The organism is Teichococcus aerophilus (genome assembly GCF_014490485.1).
Classification (GTDB): Bacteria; Pseudomonadota; Alphaproteobacteria; order Acetobacterales; family Acetobacteraceae; genus Pseudoroseomonas; species Pseudoroseomonas aerophila.
Genome location: NZ_JACTVA010000026.1, coordinates 42,222 through 56,775 on the forward strand (window position 1 = coordinate 42,222; position 14,554 = coordinate 56,775).

The 14,554-nt window shown below is 68.2% G+C and carries 13 protein-coding genes; 8 read left to right on the forward strand and 5 right to left on the reverse strand.

Features of this window, described 5'->3' with window-relative positions:
- Positions 1 to 259 precede the first annotated feature (259 nt).
- Entirely contained in the window at positions 260 to 1,300 is a 1,041-nt protein-coding gene (locus IBL26_RS14705; RefSeq protein ID WP_187785253.1) for a ribonucleotide-diphosphate reductase subunit beta, read from the forward strand.
- Between the two features lie 270 nt (positions 1,301 to 1,570).
- On the opposite strand, the gene IBL26_RS14710 is transcribed toward IBL26_RS14705, so the two are convergent.
- Complete coding sequence (locus IBL26_RS14710) at positions 1,571 to 2,596, reverse strand: amino acid ABC transporter substrate-binding protein (protein WP_241749392.1); 1,026 nt, start codon at positions 2,594 to 2,596, stop codon at positions 1,571 to 1,573.
- Between the two features lie 10 nt (positions 2,597 to 2,606).
- Positions 2,607 to 3,791, reverse strand: a complete 1,185-nt coding sequence (gene metC, locus IBL26_RS14715; protein WP_241749393.1) for a cystathionine beta-lyase — start codon at positions 3,789 to 3,791, stop codon at positions 2,607 to 2,609.
- Positions 3,792 to 3,913: 122 nt separating this feature from the next.
- Between metC and IBL26_RS14720 the strand changes: the two genes are divergently transcribed.
- Positions 3,914 to 4,798, forward strand: a complete 885-nt coding sequence (locus IBL26_RS14720; RefSeq protein WP_187785254.1) for a LysR substrate-binding domain-containing protein — start codon at positions 3,914 to 3,916, stop codon at positions 4,796 to 4,798.
- A gap of 44 nt (positions 4,799 to 4,842) precedes the next feature.
- Here IBL26_RS14720 and IBL26_RS14725 read toward each other — a convergent pair whose 3' ends face one another.
- From IBL26_RS14725 to rocF, 3 genes are all read right to left on the reverse strand, one after another.
- Positions 4,843 to 5,220 (reverse strand): DUF2934 domain-containing protein, encoded by a 378-nt coding sequence (locus IBL26_RS14725; RefSeq protein ID WP_187785255.1) that lies wholly within the window; start codon positions 5,218 to 5,220, stop codon positions 4,843 to 4,845.
- Between the two features lie 439 nt (positions 5,221 to 5,659).
- Positions 5,660 to 6,862 carry an ornithine--oxo-acid transaminase gene (gene rocD, locus IBL26_RS14730; protein WP_187785256.1) on the reverse strand — a complete coding sequence of 401 codons (1,203 nt, stop codon included), beginning with the start codon at positions 6,860 to 6,862 and terminating at the stop codon, positions 5,660 to 5,662.
- A gap of 443 nt (positions 6,863 to 7,305) precedes the next feature.
- A complete protein-coding gene (gene rocF, locus IBL26_RS14735; protein ID WP_187785257.1) occupies positions 7,306 to 8,298 on the reverse strand; it encodes an arginase in 993 nt (330 codons plus the stop codon).
- A gap of 134 nt (positions 8,299 to 8,432) precedes the next feature.
- Here rocF and IBL26_RS14740 point away from each other — a divergent pair, with 134 nt between their 5' ends.
- From IBL26_RS14740 to IBL26_RS14765, 6 genes are all read left to right on the forward strand, one after another.
- The gene (locus tag IBL26_RS14740) at positions 8,433 to 8,861 is read left to right on the forward strand and encodes an Lrp/AsnC family transcriptional regulator (RefSeq protein ID WP_187785258.1); all 429 of its coding nucleotides are present in this window, start codon (positions 8,433 to 8,435) and stop codon (positions 8,859 to 8,861) included.
- A 511-nt stretch (positions 8,862 to 9,372) separates the two neighbouring features.
- Positions 9,373 to 10,596 carry an extracellular solute-binding protein gene (locus IBL26_RS14745; RefSeq protein WP_187785259.1) on the forward strand — a complete coding sequence of 408 codons (1,224 nt, stop codon included), beginning with the start codon at positions 9,373 to 9,375 and terminating at the stop codon, positions 10,594 to 10,596.
- A 103-nt stretch (positions 10,597 to 10,699) separates the two neighbouring features.
- Entirely contained in the window at positions 10,700 to 11,755 is a 1,056-nt protein-coding gene (locus IBL26_RS14750) for an ABC transporter ATP-binding protein (protein WP_187785260.1), read from the forward strand.
- Positions 11,756 to 11,759: 4 nt separating this feature from the next.
- Positions 11,760 to 12,677 carry an ABC transporter permease gene (locus IBL26_RS14755; RefSeq protein WP_241749394.1) on the forward strand — a complete coding sequence of 306 codons (918 nt, stop codon included), beginning with the start codon at positions 11,760 to 11,762 and terminating at the stop codon, positions 12,675 to 12,677.
- A 4-nt stretch (positions 12,678 to 12,681) separates the two neighbouring features.
- Complete coding sequence (locus tag IBL26_RS14760) at positions 12,682 to 13,527, forward strand: ABC transporter permease (RefSeq protein WP_187785261.1); 846 nt, start codon at positions 12,682 to 12,684, stop codon at positions 13,525 to 13,527.
- Between the two features lie 90 nt (positions 13,528 to 13,617).
- On the forward strand, positions 13,618 to 14,514 hold the full coding sequence (locus tag IBL26_RS14765; RefSeq protein WP_187785262.1) for an aldose epimerase family protein: 897 nt from the start codon (positions 13,618 to 13,620) through the stop codon (positions 14,512 to 14,514).
- Positions 14,515 to 14,554: the final 40 nt, after the last annotated feature.

The window sequence follows — 14,554 nt, forward strand, 5'->3', positions numbered from 1 at the left end:
TTGGCGGGGAGAGTTTGAGAGGGGCAGCGCCCCTCTCAAGAACCAGCCCGGCAAGGGACGCGCGCAACCCCGGAATGCGACTCGGCGGAGGCATCCAAGCTGGGCCGCCGCCGTATATCCGGCGTGGAATCAGCGGCTTGCCCAAAGGCCTTTCGCCGGCCCTGCGGCACCGTTAAGACGGCGGCATCGCCGCCCGCCGGCCGCGGTCGTGGGGCTGCCCGCGGCCCGCCGGCGGGGGCCATTGCCGGAGACTTCGCCGATGTCCGCCACCCCGGATGCCCCCACCAAGTTCGACCTGCTGACGGCCAACCCCGTCTACAAGCCGTTCCGCTACCCCTGGGCCTACGATGCCTGGATGACGCAGCAACGCGTCCACTGGCTGCCGGAAGAAGTTCCGATGGCCGACGACGTGAAGGACTGGCAGAAGAACCTGACGGCCAGCGAGCAGAACCTCGTCACGCAGATTTTTCGCTTCTTCACGCAGTCCGACGTGGAAGTGAACAACTGCTACATGAAGCATTACAGCCAGGTCTTCAAACCGACCGAAGTGCTGATGATGCTCTCCGCTTTCTCGAACATCGAGACGGTGCATATCGCGGCCTACGCGCACCTGCTCGACACCATCGGGATGCCGGAAGTCGAGTACACGGCCTTCCTCAAGTACAAGGAGATGAAGGACAAGTACGACTACATGCAGTCCTTCAGCATGGACAGCAAGCACGAGATCGCCAAGACGCTGGCGGCCTTTGGCGCGTTCACCGAAGGCCTGCAGCTGTTCGCGTCCTTCGCCATCCTGCTGAACTTCCCGCGCTTCAACAAGATGAAGGGCATGGGGCAGATCGTCACGTGGTCCGTGCGCGACGAGACGCTGCACTGCCTCTCGGTCATCCGGCTGTTCCGCACCTTCGTGCAGGAGAACCCGGAGATCTGGACGCCGCAGCTGCGCCAGGAGCTGCAGGACATCTGCTCCACCATCGTGCACCACGAGGACGCCTTCATCGACCTGGCGTTCGAGATGGGCAGCGTGGAGGGCCTGACGGCCGCCGAGGTGAAGCAGTATATCCGCTTCATTGCCGACCGCCGCCTGCAGCAGCTGGGGCTGGAGCCGCTGTACAACATCGAGAAGAACCCGCTGACCTGGCTGGATGATATCCTGAACGCGGTCGAGCACATGAACTTCTTCGAAGGCCGCGCCACGGAGTATTCCAAGGCGAGCACCAGCGGCACGTGGGAGGAAGCCTTCGCGGAAGGCGTGTTCACCGACAAGCAGCCGGAAGGCAAAGTGCTGCCGCAGGGCTGAGGGCTTTTCTGGGTGGGGAAGGCCGGGGGAAGGAATTCCCCCGGACCCCCATCTTTTTTCTGCGAGTCTGGTGTGGGTCTTCAGAGCGTGGGCTGCGAAAGCTGATGAATAAGATGGCCGTGCGGGGCTGAACCCTCAGTCGCCGGAGGTCCTGGACCTCCGGCGCGCCAGCCGGGCTTCAAGAGCCAAGCTTCCAACAGCCGGAATGGCGGAACTCGAAAGAAGGGGCCCCGGGAATTCTTTCCCCGGCCTTTCTATGCCGCCCGAACGTCAGTTGAAGGCGAGCGGAAACATCAGCCCGCCATCGCGCGCCAGCCGGTTGTGGCCGCGCACCAGTTTCAGGGGGCTGCCGGCGCCGACATTGCGTTCGAACACCTCCGCGTAGTTGCCGAGCTGCTTGACGATGGTGTAGGCCCAGCGCTCATCCAGACCCAGCGCGGCGCCGTTGCCGCGATCGACGCCCAGGAAGCGGCGGATGGTGGGGTCGGTGGAGGCCAGCATGGTCTCCACGTTCGCCTGGGTGATGCCGAGTTGCTCCGCCACCACCAGGGCCTGGAACGACCATTTCACGATGTCGAACCACCGGTCGTCGCCATGGCGGACGGAGGGGGCGAGGGCTTCCAGCTTGTCGTTGATCGGGAAGATCACGTAGTCGTCCGGGTTGCTGGCCAGGGTGGCGCGGATGGAGGCCAGCGCGGCGGCGTCCGTCACCAGCGCATCGCAGCGGCCCTGGAAGAAGGCCTGGCGGGTGGCTTCCGTATGGTCGTAGACCACGGGCCGCAATTCCAGCGCATGGACGCGGGAGGCATCGGCCACGGTGATCTCGGTGGTCGAGCCGCTCTGCACGCAGACGGAGGCGCCCTTCATGCCGGTGACCTCGGTGACGCCGGTATCCCGCCGCATCAGCACGCCGGTGAATTCGTAGTAGTTGGCGCCGGTGAAGTTCACGCCGTTGGCGTCCCGCTGCAGGGTCCAGGTGGTGGTGCGGGGCAGCACGTCCACCTCGCCCGATTGCAGCGCGATCAGCCGCTGCTGGCCGGAGAGGGGGATGAAGCGGGCGCGGCGCCCATCGCCCAGCACGGCGGCGGCGACGGCACGGCAGGTATCCACGTCCAGCCCCTGCCATTCGCCGCGCGTATCGACGGCGCCGAAGCCGACGGTGCCCTGGCTGCCGCCGCACAGCACATGGCCGCGCGCGCGCACCACGTCCACCGTCGATTGCGCCATGGCAGCGGCGGGCAGCGTGGCGAGGCCGAGCAGGGCGAGGGCCAGCAGGCGCATCCGGGACATTGCCATCTCGTGCTCCTCAGCGCGCTTCGAGCGCGCGCAGCAGGGTGGAAAGGTCGTCCCAAAGTTCGTTGGTATCCTCAAGGCCGATGCTGACGCGCAGGATCAGCCCGGTTTCCGTCCAGGGCACGGCCACGCGGTCCGTCCGCACCGGCATCGGCACCAGCAGGCTGCGGGTGCCGCCCCAGGAGGCGCCGATGCCGAAGCGCGTCATGGCCGAGAGCGCGCCATCCAGGCGCGGCGTCGTCTCCGGCTTCAGAACCAGGCTGAAGACGCCGCTGGCGCCGGCGAAGTCACGCTTCCAGAACTCGTGCCCGGGGCAGGAGGGCAGGGCGGGGTGCAGCACGCGCTCCACCGCGCCGAAGGAAGCGGCGCGGCTGGCGAAATCCAGCGCCACGCGGCCGACATGCGCCAGGCGGACGCCCATCGTCTCGATGCCCCGCAGCGCCAGCGCCGCTTCGTCCGGGCCGATGCCGATGCCCAGCATCCGCATCGTGTCCTTCAGCCGGCGGTGCAGCGTGATGTCCCGCACCGTGACGGAGCCGAGCAGGAGATCCGAGTGGCCGCCGACATACTTGGTCAGCGCCTCCATCACGAAGTCCACGCCGTGGTCGAGCGGCTTGAACAGCAGCGGCGTCGCCCATGTGTTGTCGCAGCCGACCAGCGCGCCCGCCGCGTGCGCGGCGGCGGCGATGGCGGGGATGTCCTGCACCTCCATGGTGGTGGAGCCGGGGGATTCCAGCCAGACCAGCTTCGTCTCCGGCCGGATCAGCGCGGCGATGCCGGCGCCCAGCATGGGGTCGTACACGGTGTGGGCGATGCCGCGCGGTTCGAGGTAGTTCACGCAGAAGCCACGCACCGGCGGGTAGGCGGTATCCGGGATCAGCACATGCTCACCCGGCAGCAGGGCGGTGAGCAGGGTGATGGCGATGGCGGACTGGCCGGAGGGCAGCAGCACCGTACGCTCCCCCCGGTGCAGCGCCGTCAGCTGCGCTTCCAGGGTGCGCGTCGTCGGCGTGCCGTGCAGGCCATAGGTGTAGCCGTCCGGGCCGCGCTGCTGCCGCTGCGCGTAGTCCGCCGCCGTGTCGAAGACGATGGTGGAGGCACGGTAGGTCGGCACCGCCAGGCTGGCGAAGCCATCATGCGAGACGGCGGGATGGCGCACGCACTGGGTGAGGTCGTGCATCGGCGTCGGGTCGGGCATGGCTCGCGGCCTCCTGGTGGCGGAGGCAGGGTGCGGGCAGCGTTGCCATGCCTACAATTGACCGGGCGCTATGGCTCCATGCATGAATGTTATGGGCTGGGCGTGGCCCAACGGGGGCCGCGATGAACTTCCGCCAGCTGGAAATCTACCAGGCCATCATGCTGAGCCAGTCGGCCTCCCGCGCCGCGGAGCTGCTCGGCATCACCCAGCCTGCCGTCAGCCGTGCCCTGGCGGAGCTGGAGCACGGGCTGGGCTTCCTGTTGTTCGAGCGGGTGCGGGGCCGGCTGCGGCCGACGCCGGAAGGGCAGCTATTCTACCACGACGTCGCCGCTAGCTTCACCGGGCTGGACCGGCTGCGCATGGCGGCGGCGCGCATCCGCGATTTCGGCTCCGGCAGCCTGCGCGTGGCCAGCCTGGCGGCCTATGGCTCCACCGTGGTGCCAAGGGCGCTGCGGGGCTTCCGCCGGCTGCACCCGGGCACCGTCGTCACCCTGCAGGTCATGTCCTCCCCCCTGGTGCGGGAGGTGGTGGCGTCAGGCCAGTTCGACCTGGGCATCGCGGCGGACGAGGTGGACCTGGCCGGCATCCCGTACCGTGCCTGCCCGGAGGAGCAGGCGGTCTGCGCCATGCCCGCCGGCCACGCCCTGGCGGCGCTGGCTGAGATCGGCCCCGCCGACCTGCACGGCCAGGCCTTCATCGCCCTGGCGCCGGAGGACCGGGCCCGGCAGCGGCTGGAGCAGTTGTTGGATGCCGCTGGCAGCCGCCCGCAGGTGGTGGTGGAGACCCCGGCCTCCATGACCGTCTGCGCCCTGGCGTTGCAGGGCGTCGGCGTCGGCGTGGTCAACCCGGCGGCGGCGGAGGGCTTCATCGAGCGCGGGCTGGTGCTGCGGCCGTTCCGCCCGGCCGTGGCCTTCAAGGCCTTCCTGCTGTTCCGGCCGGACATCCAGCGCTCCCGCCAGGTCAAGGCCCTGGCGCGGCTGCTGCTGCAGGAAGCCCGGCTGGGCTAGGGGCGGGCGGCGCGGCCCGCCCGCAGTGCAATCAGGGGGCTTCCTCAGGCGTCCTTCTTGCGGGCACGGGGCTTCGGGACCGCCGCAGCCTCCGGCTTGGCCTTGGCGGCGGGCTTGGCTGCCGCTTCGGCCGGCTTCTTCGCCGCCGGCTTCCGGGCGGGTGCCTTCTGCGCCTTCGCCTCCTTCGGCCAGTCCACCTCGGCCGCGTGCGGCTGCGTCGCGCTGGGCGGGTCGCTGGCGGGGAAGGTGTCCTCCAACTGGTCGTCCAGACTGCCGGGCGCCTCGTCCCCCTGCTGCGTCATCTCGCGATGCGCGCGGTACCAGTACTCATCCGGGGTTCCGTCCGGCTGCCCGTCCGCGTCCCACAAGGCATAGGCCCGTTCGCGAATCCGTTGCTCCAGCGCGTCTTTGTCGTGGCTCATCCCGCATCTCCATCGGCTGTGTCCAAGAAACTCGTGACACGCCCCAGTGTATCATCCGGGGCAAAGGTTTTTTAGCCGGGTGGCGCAACCGGATCGTAAATCGGTGCCACGCAATGTGGGGTGCGGTGGGTTTCTACCTGAGGCTTGTTGGGTGGCGCGGGCGGGGAAGGAAGGCCGGGGAAAGAATTCCCCGGACCCCTTCTTTTCTTTCTTCGAGTTTTTTTGGCGTGGCTGTTGAGGGGCTGGCATGAGAAACGGCTGGGTGCGCCGGAGGTCCTGGACCTCCGGCGACTGACGGTTCAGCCCGCACGGCCCCTTATAAATATCATCAAACAGCGTCCGCTCTCTATCTTGAAGCGCCTCGCCAAACTCGCAGAAAAAAGAAGGGGTCTGGGGCATTCATTCCCCAGCCTTCCCCTTCATCTTCCCCCACCACCCATCAATCCGCCAGCACGGCGTGGATCTGTTCCAGCGCCCAGTCGACTTCGGCGCGGGTGATCACCAGGGGTGGGGCGAAGCGGATAGTGTGTTCGTGGGTGTCCTTGGCCAGCAGGCCGCGGTGGCGCAGGGCTTCCACGTAGCGGCGGGCACCGCCGGCTTCGGGGTGGAACTGCATGGCCAGCATCAGGCCGCGCCCACGGATCTCCTGGATGACGTTGCTGCGGATGCCGCGCAGCTGTTCCAGGAAATACTCGCCGAGCGCGGCGGAGTTCTCGATCAGGTTTTCCTCCACCAGCACTTTCAGGGCTTCCCGCGCCACGGCGCAGGCCAGTGGGTTGCCGCCGAAGGTGCTGCCGTGCTGGCCGGGCTTGAGCACGCCCAGGACCTCGGTGTTGGAGAGCACGGCGGAGACCGGATAGAAGCCGCCGCCGAGCGCCTTGCCGATGAGGGTGACGTCGGCCTCGATGCCTTCATGCTCTTCTGCCAGCAGGCGGCCGGTGCGGCCGAGGCCGGTCTGGATCTCGTCCAGGATCAGGGTGACGTTGCGGCGGGTGCAGATCTCCCGTACCTGGCGGAAATAGCCGGGGGGCGGGATGATGACGCCGGCCTCGCCCTGGATAGGCTCGACCAGGAAGGCCACGGTGTTGTCGGTGATGGCGGCTTCCAGCGCCGCCGCGTCGCCGAAGGGCACCACGCGGAAGCCGGGGGCGAAGGGGCCGAAATTGCCGCGCGCGTCCTCGTCGGTGGAGAAGGAGATGACGCCGAGGGTGCGGCCGTGGAAGTTGTCGGCGCAGACGACGATCTCGGCCTGGCCGGCCGGCACGCCCTTCACCTCGTAGCCCCATTTCCGCACGGCCTTGATGGCGGTTTCCACCGCCTCGGCGCCGCTGTTCATCGGCAGCACTTTGTGGGAGCCGGTGAGGACCGCCAGCTCCTCGTAGAACAGCGCCAGCTGGTCGTTGCGGAAGGCGCGGGAGGTGAGCGTCAGCCGGCTGGCCTGGTCCGTCAGCGCCTTCAGGATGCGCGGGTGGCAGTGGCCCTGGTTGACGGCGGAATAGGCGGCCAGGCAATCCAGGTAGCGGCGGCCGTCGATATCCTCCACCCACACGCCCTGGCCACGCGTCAGCACCACGTCCAGCGGCTTGTAGTTATGCGCGCCGAGGCGGCGTTCGATCTCGATGAAATCCGTGGGCTGTGACATGGCGCTTCTCGTTTCTTGCTGTTTCTTTGACGGGTTTACGGGTCAGTGATGGGGAGGGCGGGAAGAAGCAAGGTCAGGGGAAAGAATTCCCCTGAGACCCCATCTTTTTTCTGTCAGTTGGCGTTGAGCTCAGGGCTTGCGAGTGAAGCCTTTGGAGTGTGAAAGGCCGCGCGGGCTGAGCCCTTGGCCGACGGAGGTCATGGACTTTCCGCTCGACCCAGGCGGGGTTTAAAAAGATAGCCATTCGCACAGCCACCTCCGAAAACTGGCAAAAGAAAGAAGGGGTCCGGGGAATTCCTTCCCCGGCCTTACTCTCACCAGGCCGGATCTCGATCCGTCCTGGAGCGTGGCGTGTTCACATGCGTTTCACAGAGCACACTCGAGGCCTATGTTTGATCGTGTGATTCACGCCTTTTGGTGATTCCACCTCAGGCGATCATGCTTCAGAAGGCGCGGATGCGGGACGGGCGGCGGTCCAGCACCGTGCGGCCGAACAGGCTGGCCACCAGTTCCACCAGCACGCGCGCGCTCTTGCCGCGCTCATCGAGGAACGGGTTCAGTTCCACGATGTCGAGCGAGCCGAGCAGGCCGCTGTCGCACAGCATCTCCATCATCAGATGCGCCTCCCGGTAGGTGGCGCCGCCGGGCACGGTGGTGCCGACGCCGGGGGCGATGGAGGGGTCCAGCACATCGACATCCAGGCTGACATGCAGGTGCACGTCGCGCTCCCGCCATTCCTCGATCAGCGCGCCCAGCAGCGCCGCCACGCCATGCTCGTCGATCGCACGCATGTCGGTGCAGCCGAGGCCGAGCTCGCGGATCCGCCGCCGCTCCGCCAGGTCGATCGAGCGGGCGCCGAAGACCTGGATGTTGCCGCAGGACAGCGGCGCCAGCGGACGGCCGCCGAGCAGCGGCCGCAACCGTGGCTCCCCGGTCAGGAAGGAGAGCGGCATGCCGTGCATGTTGCGCGACGGCGTCGTCTCCGGCGTGTTGAAATCGGCATGCGCGTCGATCCACAGCACCGCCAGCTCACGCCCCTGTTCCTGGCAATGGCGGGCGACGCCGCTGATGCTGCCCATGGAGAGCGCGTGGTCGCCGCCCAGGAAGATGGGCAGCCGGCCACGGGCGGAGAGGTCGTAGGCATGGTCATGGATCAGCCGCGTCCAGGCCGTCACCTCCTCCAGGTGCAGGCAGCCGGCCGCGTCCTCCGGCGCCAGGCCGGATTCCTTGGGGTGCGGGGGCGCGAGGTCGCCGGCATCCTCCACCGTGCAGCCCAGTTGCTGCAGCAGCGGCGCCAGGCCGGCGATGCGCAGGGCCGCCGGGCCCATGCGCGCGCCGGGGGTGTGGGAGCCGAGGTCGAGCGGGATGCCCAGCAGGGTCGTCACCCGGCTCGCCATGGCAGCCGGGGCGGCGCCGAGGGTGTCCAGCATGTCCATTCCGTTCTCCATCCAGCAAGAGCGTCGAGAAGGCCGGCAGAGTGCTCGGGGCGGGCGCTTACGGAAAGACAGAAGATTGCTGCATTTTGGTGTCAAGACTGGCAATCTGCCAGCCGGCGCTGACGGAATGACGCATGGACCGCCTGGATGACCTGGACCACAAGCTGCTGACCCTGTTGCGGGAGAACAGCCGGCTGCCGACGGCCTCGCTCGCCGCGCATCTCGGCACCTCCCGCGGCACTGTGCAGAACCGTATCCAGCGGCTGATGCAGGCGGGCATCCTGGCCGGCTTCACCATCCGCCTGCGTGGCGACGCCGGGCTGGGGCAGGTGCGGGCCATCACCTCGCTCGAAGTCCGCTCCGCCGACGGGCGCGCGGTCATCGCAGCCCTGCGTCGGCTGCCGGATGTCGGGCGCGTCTATTCCACCAACGGGCGCTGGGACCTGGTGGCGGAAATCAACACCGCCACCCTGGCCTCGCTGGATCACGTCCTCGCCGAAATCCGCGCCCTGCCGGCGGTGACGCATTCCGAGACGAGCATCCTGCTGTCGGAATTGAAGTGAGGGTTTCGGATAGGGAGGGGGGAAGGCCGGGGAAAGAATTCCCCGGACCCCTTCTTTCATTTTTTCGAGTTTTTCGGGCGTGGCTGCTGATGGGTGAGTCTCGAGAGACGGCTGGGTGCGCCGGAGGTCCTAGACCTCCGGCGACTAACGGTTCAGCCCTTGTGGCCCATTATTAAAATCATCCAGCAGCGCCCGCTCTCAGTCCTGAAGCGCAACGCCAAACTCGCAGAAAAAAGAAGGGGGTCCGGGGAATTCTTTCCCCGGCCTTCCTTGTCCCCCTGAATTCGACCCTGCCACCCGCCTCATCCTCTGCTCTGCGGTAGAGACGGCTTCACCTTGGCCGCAGCGGACGTGCCCATACTGATGGCGGGCATGGTCCATATGGGGCGAAAGGCCGCCGGAATCCGGATGGAGGCTCCCTTTCGGAATGGTCACGAAAAGCGCCGTTGAGGTCCACCTCACGACGGCGCTATCATACTTGTCCGACAACTATAAGAATATGAGGACGTCCATGGATTCGAACGCTTCGCGCCCGGGTGTTGGCCTATCGGGACTCGGCCGCCGCAGCCTGATGGCGCTCGGCCTGGGTGCTGCCGCCGGTGCCACGATCGCGCCGGGTGCCTTTGCTCAGGGAACTGCGCCGGCGCTGTCCGGCAAGCCGGTGACGTTGGGGGTCATCGATGCGGCCGGTAATCTGGCGCTGACGCAGAAGGTGTTCGATGCCTATGGCAGCGCGCATGCCGACCGTGTCTCCCGCTTCGCCATGTCCCGCGCCCCGGCGCCGGAAGTGGCGGGCAAGATCCGCGCCATGCAGCGGGCCAACCGCATCGACGTCGACATCGTCATCGTCGGCAATGACGCGCTCTCCGCCGGGCTGGAGCTGGATCTCTGGCAGAATATCGGCGGCTTCAACGACCCGGCGCTGAATCCGGACATGCTGTTCGATGCCGGTGCCCGCAAGCAGTCGGACCTGGCGCGCGGCTTCGGCCAGTTGATCAGCTACACGCCGCAGGGGCCGTTCATCCAGTACGCGCCGGCGCGGGTGGCCAATCCGCCGCGCTCGCTGCAGCAGCTGCTGGATTACGCGAAGGCGAACCCCAACCGCGTGCTGTACCCGCGCCCGGCCAATTCCGGCATCGGCCGCACCTTCATGATGGCCGTGCCCTACATCCTGGGCGATTCCGACCCGAAGGACCCGGAGAAGGGCTGGACCAAGACCTGGGCCTATCTGGAAGAGCTGAACAAGTACATCGAGTACTACCCGGGCGGCACGGCGGCGATGATGCGCGAGTTCGCCCAGGGCACCCGCGACGTCATGCCCTCCACCATGGGGTGGGACATCAACCCGCGCGTGCTGGGCATCGTGCCCAAGGATGCCGAGGTGGTGCCGATCGAGAATTTCCGCTTCGTCTCGGACGGCCACTACATCTGCATCCCGAAGGGCCTGCCGCAGGACCGCCTGGCGGCGGCGATCGACTTCATCCGCTTCCTGATGACGCCGGAGCAGCAGGCCGTCACGTATGACGACGGCTATTTCTACCCCGGCCCGGCGCGCAAGGGCGTGACGCTGGACATGGCGCCCGAGTCCAGCCAGCGCGCCATGCGTGAGTTCGGCCGGCCGATCTACGACCAGCTGATGCAGACCACGCCGGTCGAGGCCCCGCTGGAGCCGCGTCCGATGGTCGCTGCCTTCCGCATCTGGGACGAGAAGGTCGGTTCCCAGAAGACGCGCTGAGCACACTTGCTGAGTGAAACACGCTGATCGGCGCCGCCGATCGGACATGCTGACCGGACGCGCCCTTTCGGCGCGTCCGTACCCTTTTCAGGCCGAGGCACCCATGCAGGCTTTCCAGGAACTGCGGCTCGACCACATCAGCCGCCATTTTGCCAACCACGCCGCGCTGCGCGAGCTGGATCTGACGATCCGCGCCGGCGAGTTCATCTCCCTGCTGGGGCCTTCTGGCTGCGGCAAGTCCACCGCGCTGAACTGCATCGCCGGCCTGCTCTCCCTGACCAGCGGCCAGATCCGCCTGGACAACAAGCGGATCGACGTGCTGCCGCCGGAGCAGCGCGGCTTCGGCATGGTGTTCCAGAACTACGCGCTGTTCCCGCATATGAGCGTGCGCAAGAACATCGCCTTCGGGCTGGAGATGCGCGGCGTCGGCCGTGCCGAGGTCGCCGCCCGCGTCGAGAAGGCGCTGAAGCTGGTGCGGCTGGACAATCTGGGCGAGCGCTTGCCCGGCCAGCTTTCCGGCGGCCAGCAGCAGCGCGTCGCCATCGCCCGCGCCGCGGTGATCGAGCCGCCGCTGGTGCTGATGGATGAGCCGCTCTCCAACCTCGATGCCAAGCTGCGCATCGAGATGCGGCACGAGATCCGCCGGCTGCACAACGAGCTGGGGCTGACCACGATCTACGTGACGCACGACCAGGACGAGGCGCTCTCCCTCTCCGACCGCATCGTGGTGATGCGCGATGGGGTGAAGCGCCAGGAAGGCACGCCGGAGGAGTTGTACGCCCGGCCGCAGACGCTGGACGTGGCGCTGTTCATGGGCTTCCGCAACGTGCTGGAAGTGTCGGCCCACCCGGCCGGCCCCGGCCGCGTGCGGGCCGAGACGGCGGGCCTGCAGATGGAAGGCGTGGGGGAGGCGCCGGTGGGCCCCGCCGTCGCCGCCTTCCGCCCCGACGACGTGGTGCTGACCGATGGGGATGGCCTGCCCGCGCAGGTCGGCCAGGTGGAGTATTGCGGCCGGGACTGGCTGGCGGATCTCCGCCTGCCGGATGGCCGCGTGGTGCTGGCGCGCTCCCACCTCGCGCTCAACAGTGGGGAGGCGGTGCGCTTCACCGTGCCGGCGGACCGCGTCCGCGTCTTCTCCGGCGACGCGGCGGCGGCCTGAACCGATGAGCTCCACCTTTCCTCCCGCCGCGGCGGTCGCGCCGCCCCGGCCCAAGATCGCCCATGATGCCCGCGCCGCCGGGCGGGACCTGCGCCCGCTGCTGGTGCTGCCGGGGCTGGCCGTCGTGCTGGGGTTGTTCTGCTACCCCTTCATCTACGGCCTGATCCTGTCCTTCGAGCCGCTGGAAGGCGGCCCGTTCGCCAACTACATCGCGTTCTTCACCAATTCGCGGCTGTACGGCACCATCGGCACCACGCTGTGGCTGTCCTTGCCCATCACCATCGTCAATGTCGGGCTGGCGCTGCCGGTGGCCTATGCGCTGCGCAAGCCGTCCAGCAGCCAGCGCATCATCACCACCATCCTGGTGGTGCCGATCACGCTGGGCACGGTGCTGGCGGCGGAGGGCCTGCTCTCCTACCTCTCGCCCAATGGCTGGATGAACCGGGCGCTGCTGGATATCGGCCTGATCAGCGAGCCGATCCGGCTGCTGCACAAGCCGGCGGCGGTCATCATCTCGCTCGTCATCACCGGCTTTCCCTTCGCCTTCCTGATGATGCTCTCCTACGTCACCGGCATCGACCCGACGCTGGCACGCGCCGCCGCCACGCTGGGGGCGCCGCCGCACCGGCAGTTCATGCGGATCTACCTGCCGCTGCTGGCACCGGGCATCGCCATCACCTTCGCCCTGTGCTTCGTGCAGGCCTTCGCGGTGTTTCCATCGGCGGTGATGCTGGGGGCGCCGGCCGGGCCCACGCGCGTCATCTCGCTGGCGGCGTATGAAGCGGCGTTCGAGCAGTACGACTACTCGCTGGCCTCGGCCATCGCCATCATCATGGGCATCGTGCAGCTCGCCGTCGTCGGTGCTGTGCTGGGCCTGCGGAACTTCGCTTATCGCGGCCCCGCCGCATCCGGGAAGGGCTGAGACCATGCAAGGACTCTTCGCGTCCCCCGTCGCGCAGAAGGCGTGGAACACCACCCTGTTCGTGGTGATGCTGTTCTTCCTGCTGAACGTGCTGGCGGTCATCGCCGTCGTGGTGGTCAACTCGCTGGGCCAGCGCTGGTTCGGCGGCTGGTTGCCGGATGGCTTTACCCTTCGCTGGTACTCCACCGCCTGGGCGGAGTTCCAGTTGAGCGCCATCCTCGTCGTCACCGCGCAGGTGGCGGGGGCGGTGGTGTTCCTCTCGCTCCTCGTCGGCGTGCCGGCGGCTTATGTGATGGCGCGGCTGCGCTTCCGCGGGAAGGGGCTGGTGCTGCTGCTGTTCCTGCTGCCGCTGCTGGTGCCGCCGGTGACCTACGGCATCCCGCTGGCGACGGTGCTGTACCAGATGGGCCTGGGTGGCACGATCTGGGGCGTCATCCTCGCCAACCTCGTCCCCGCCGCGCCCTTCGTGGTGCTGGTGATGACGCCCTTCGTCGAGCAGATCGACGGCAAGCTGGAGGATGCCGCGCGCGTCTTCGGCGCGGGCACGCTGACCATCTTCCGCCGCATCCTGGTGCCATTGCTGCTGCCGGGCATGCTCTCCGCCGGCTTGCTGGTGCTGATGCGGACGCTGTCGATGTTCGAGCTGACCTTCCTGACGGCGGGTGCGGACAGCCAGACGCTGGTGGTGGCGCTGTATTACGCCGTCTTCGCCGCCGGCGTGCGCGCGCCGCAATCCACCGACGCCATGGCGGTGGTGTACATGGCGACGACGCTGATCTGGCTGCTGCTGGCGCTGCGCTTCGTCGACCCGACCCAGATGGTCGGCCGGGTGAAGGCGCAGCGTGCGTAACCCAGGCCTGGCCTGGCAGGGGATGGCCACGCTGGCCATCCCCCACGACGCGGGCAGCGCCCCCGCCACGCCGGCCGCCGGCATCGTTCCATGATCGTCACGCTGACATCGGGCAGCGCCATGCTGCGGCTGGCCCCGGCGCTGGGCGCCCGCATCACCCGTCTGGCCCTGCAACCGGCCGCCTACGCGGCGCCGCGCGAGGTGCTGTTCCCCTTCCCGGAAGACGCGGCGCCGGACGCGCTGCTGCATTGGCCCAAAGGCGGCCTCTACCCGCTGGTGCCCTACAGCAACCGCATCCGCGACGCGGCGCTCCGCATCGGTGGCACCCTGCACGCCTTGCCGCCGCACCCGGACGCCGCGCCGCACAGCCTGCACGGCCACGCGCACCGCGTGGCCTGGAGCGTGCTGGCCCAGGCGGCGGACAGCGTCGCGCTGGATGTCATCCACCCCGGCGGCGGCGAGTGGCCCTGGCGCTTCACCGCCGGCCTGCAGGTGCGCCTGGAACCCCAGGCCGCCATCATCGCCCTGGCCCTGACCAATGACGACGACAGCGCCATGCCCGCCGGGCTGGGCCTGCACCCTTACTTCCAGCACGATGCCACCGACCGGCTGGGTTTCCGCGCGCAGACCGACTGGCCGGTGACGCCCGACTTCCTCGCGGCACCGCCCGTGCCCGCGCCGGCGGATTACGACCCGCCATGCCCGTTGCCGCCCGGCGGCCTCTCCCTCTACCGCAGCGAGTGGGACGGCCACGGCACGCTGCGCCAGGCGGATGGAACCGTGCTCTCCCTCTCCGCCGAAAACCTGACCCACCTGGTGCTGCACCGGCCGGATGACGGCCGCTACCTGTGCCTGGAACCGACCAGCCATGCCCCGGACGGCTTCAACTTCGCCGAGCAAGGCATCCTGGGCAGCGGCCGGGTGATGCTGCCGCCGGGGCAGACCCTGACGGCCTTGGTGCGGATCGGCCTTTCGCGGGGAGACTGACGGGGGAAGAGCTGTGAAGGCTGGGGGAAGGAATTCCCCC

Coding starts and splice junctions, on each gene's coding strand:
- rocD (WP_187785256.1), bottom strand. CDS start 6,862: ATGTCACAGCCCACGGATTTCATCGAGATCGAACGCCGCCTCGGCGCG.
- IBL26_RS14750 (WP_187785260.1), top strand. CDS start 10,700: ATGCAGGCTTTCCAGGAACTGCGGCTCGACCACATCAGCCGCCATTTT.
- IBL26_RS14705 (WP_187785253.1), top strand. CDS start 260: ATGTCCGCCACCCCGGATGCCCCCACCAAGTTCGACCTGCTGACGGCC.
- IBL26_RS14745 (WP_187785259.1), top strand. CDS start 9,373: ATGGATTCGAACGCTTCGCGCCCGGGTGTTGGCCTATCGGGACTCGGC.
- metC (WP_241749393.1), bottom strand. CDS start 3,791: ATGCCCGACCCGACGCCGATGCACGACCTCACCCAGTGCGTGCGCCAT.
- IBL26_RS14725 (WP_187785255.1), bottom strand. CDS start 5,220: ATGAGCCACGACAAAGACGCGCTGGAGCAACGGATTCGCGAACGGGCC.
- IBL26_RS14740 (WP_187785258.1), top strand. CDS start 8,433: ATGGACCGCCTGGATGACCTGGACCACAAGCTGCTGACCCTGTTGCGG.
- IBL26_RS14765 (WP_187785262.1), top strand. CDS start 13,618: ATGATCGTCACGCTGACATCGGGCAGCGCCATGCTGCGGCTGGCCCCG.
- IBL26_RS14720 (WP_187785254.1), top strand. CDS start 3,914: ATGAACTTCCGCCAGCTGGAAATCTACCAGGCCATCATGCTGAGCCAG.
- IBL26_RS14710 (WP_241749392.1), bottom strand. CDS start 2,596: ATGGCAATGTCCCGGATGCGCCTGCTGGCCCTCGCCCTGCTCGGCCTC.
- rocF (WP_187785257.1), bottom strand. CDS start 8,298: ATGGACATGCTGGACACCCTCGGCGCCGCCCCGGCTGCCATGGCGAGC.
- IBL26_RS14755 (WP_241749394.1), top strand. CDS start 11,760: ATGAGCTCCACCTTTCCTCCCGCCGCGGCGGTCGCGCCGCCCCGGCCC.
- IBL26_RS14760 (WP_187785261.1), top strand. CDS start 12,682: ATGCAAGGACTCTTCGCGTCCCCCGTCGCGCAGAAGGCGTGGAACACC.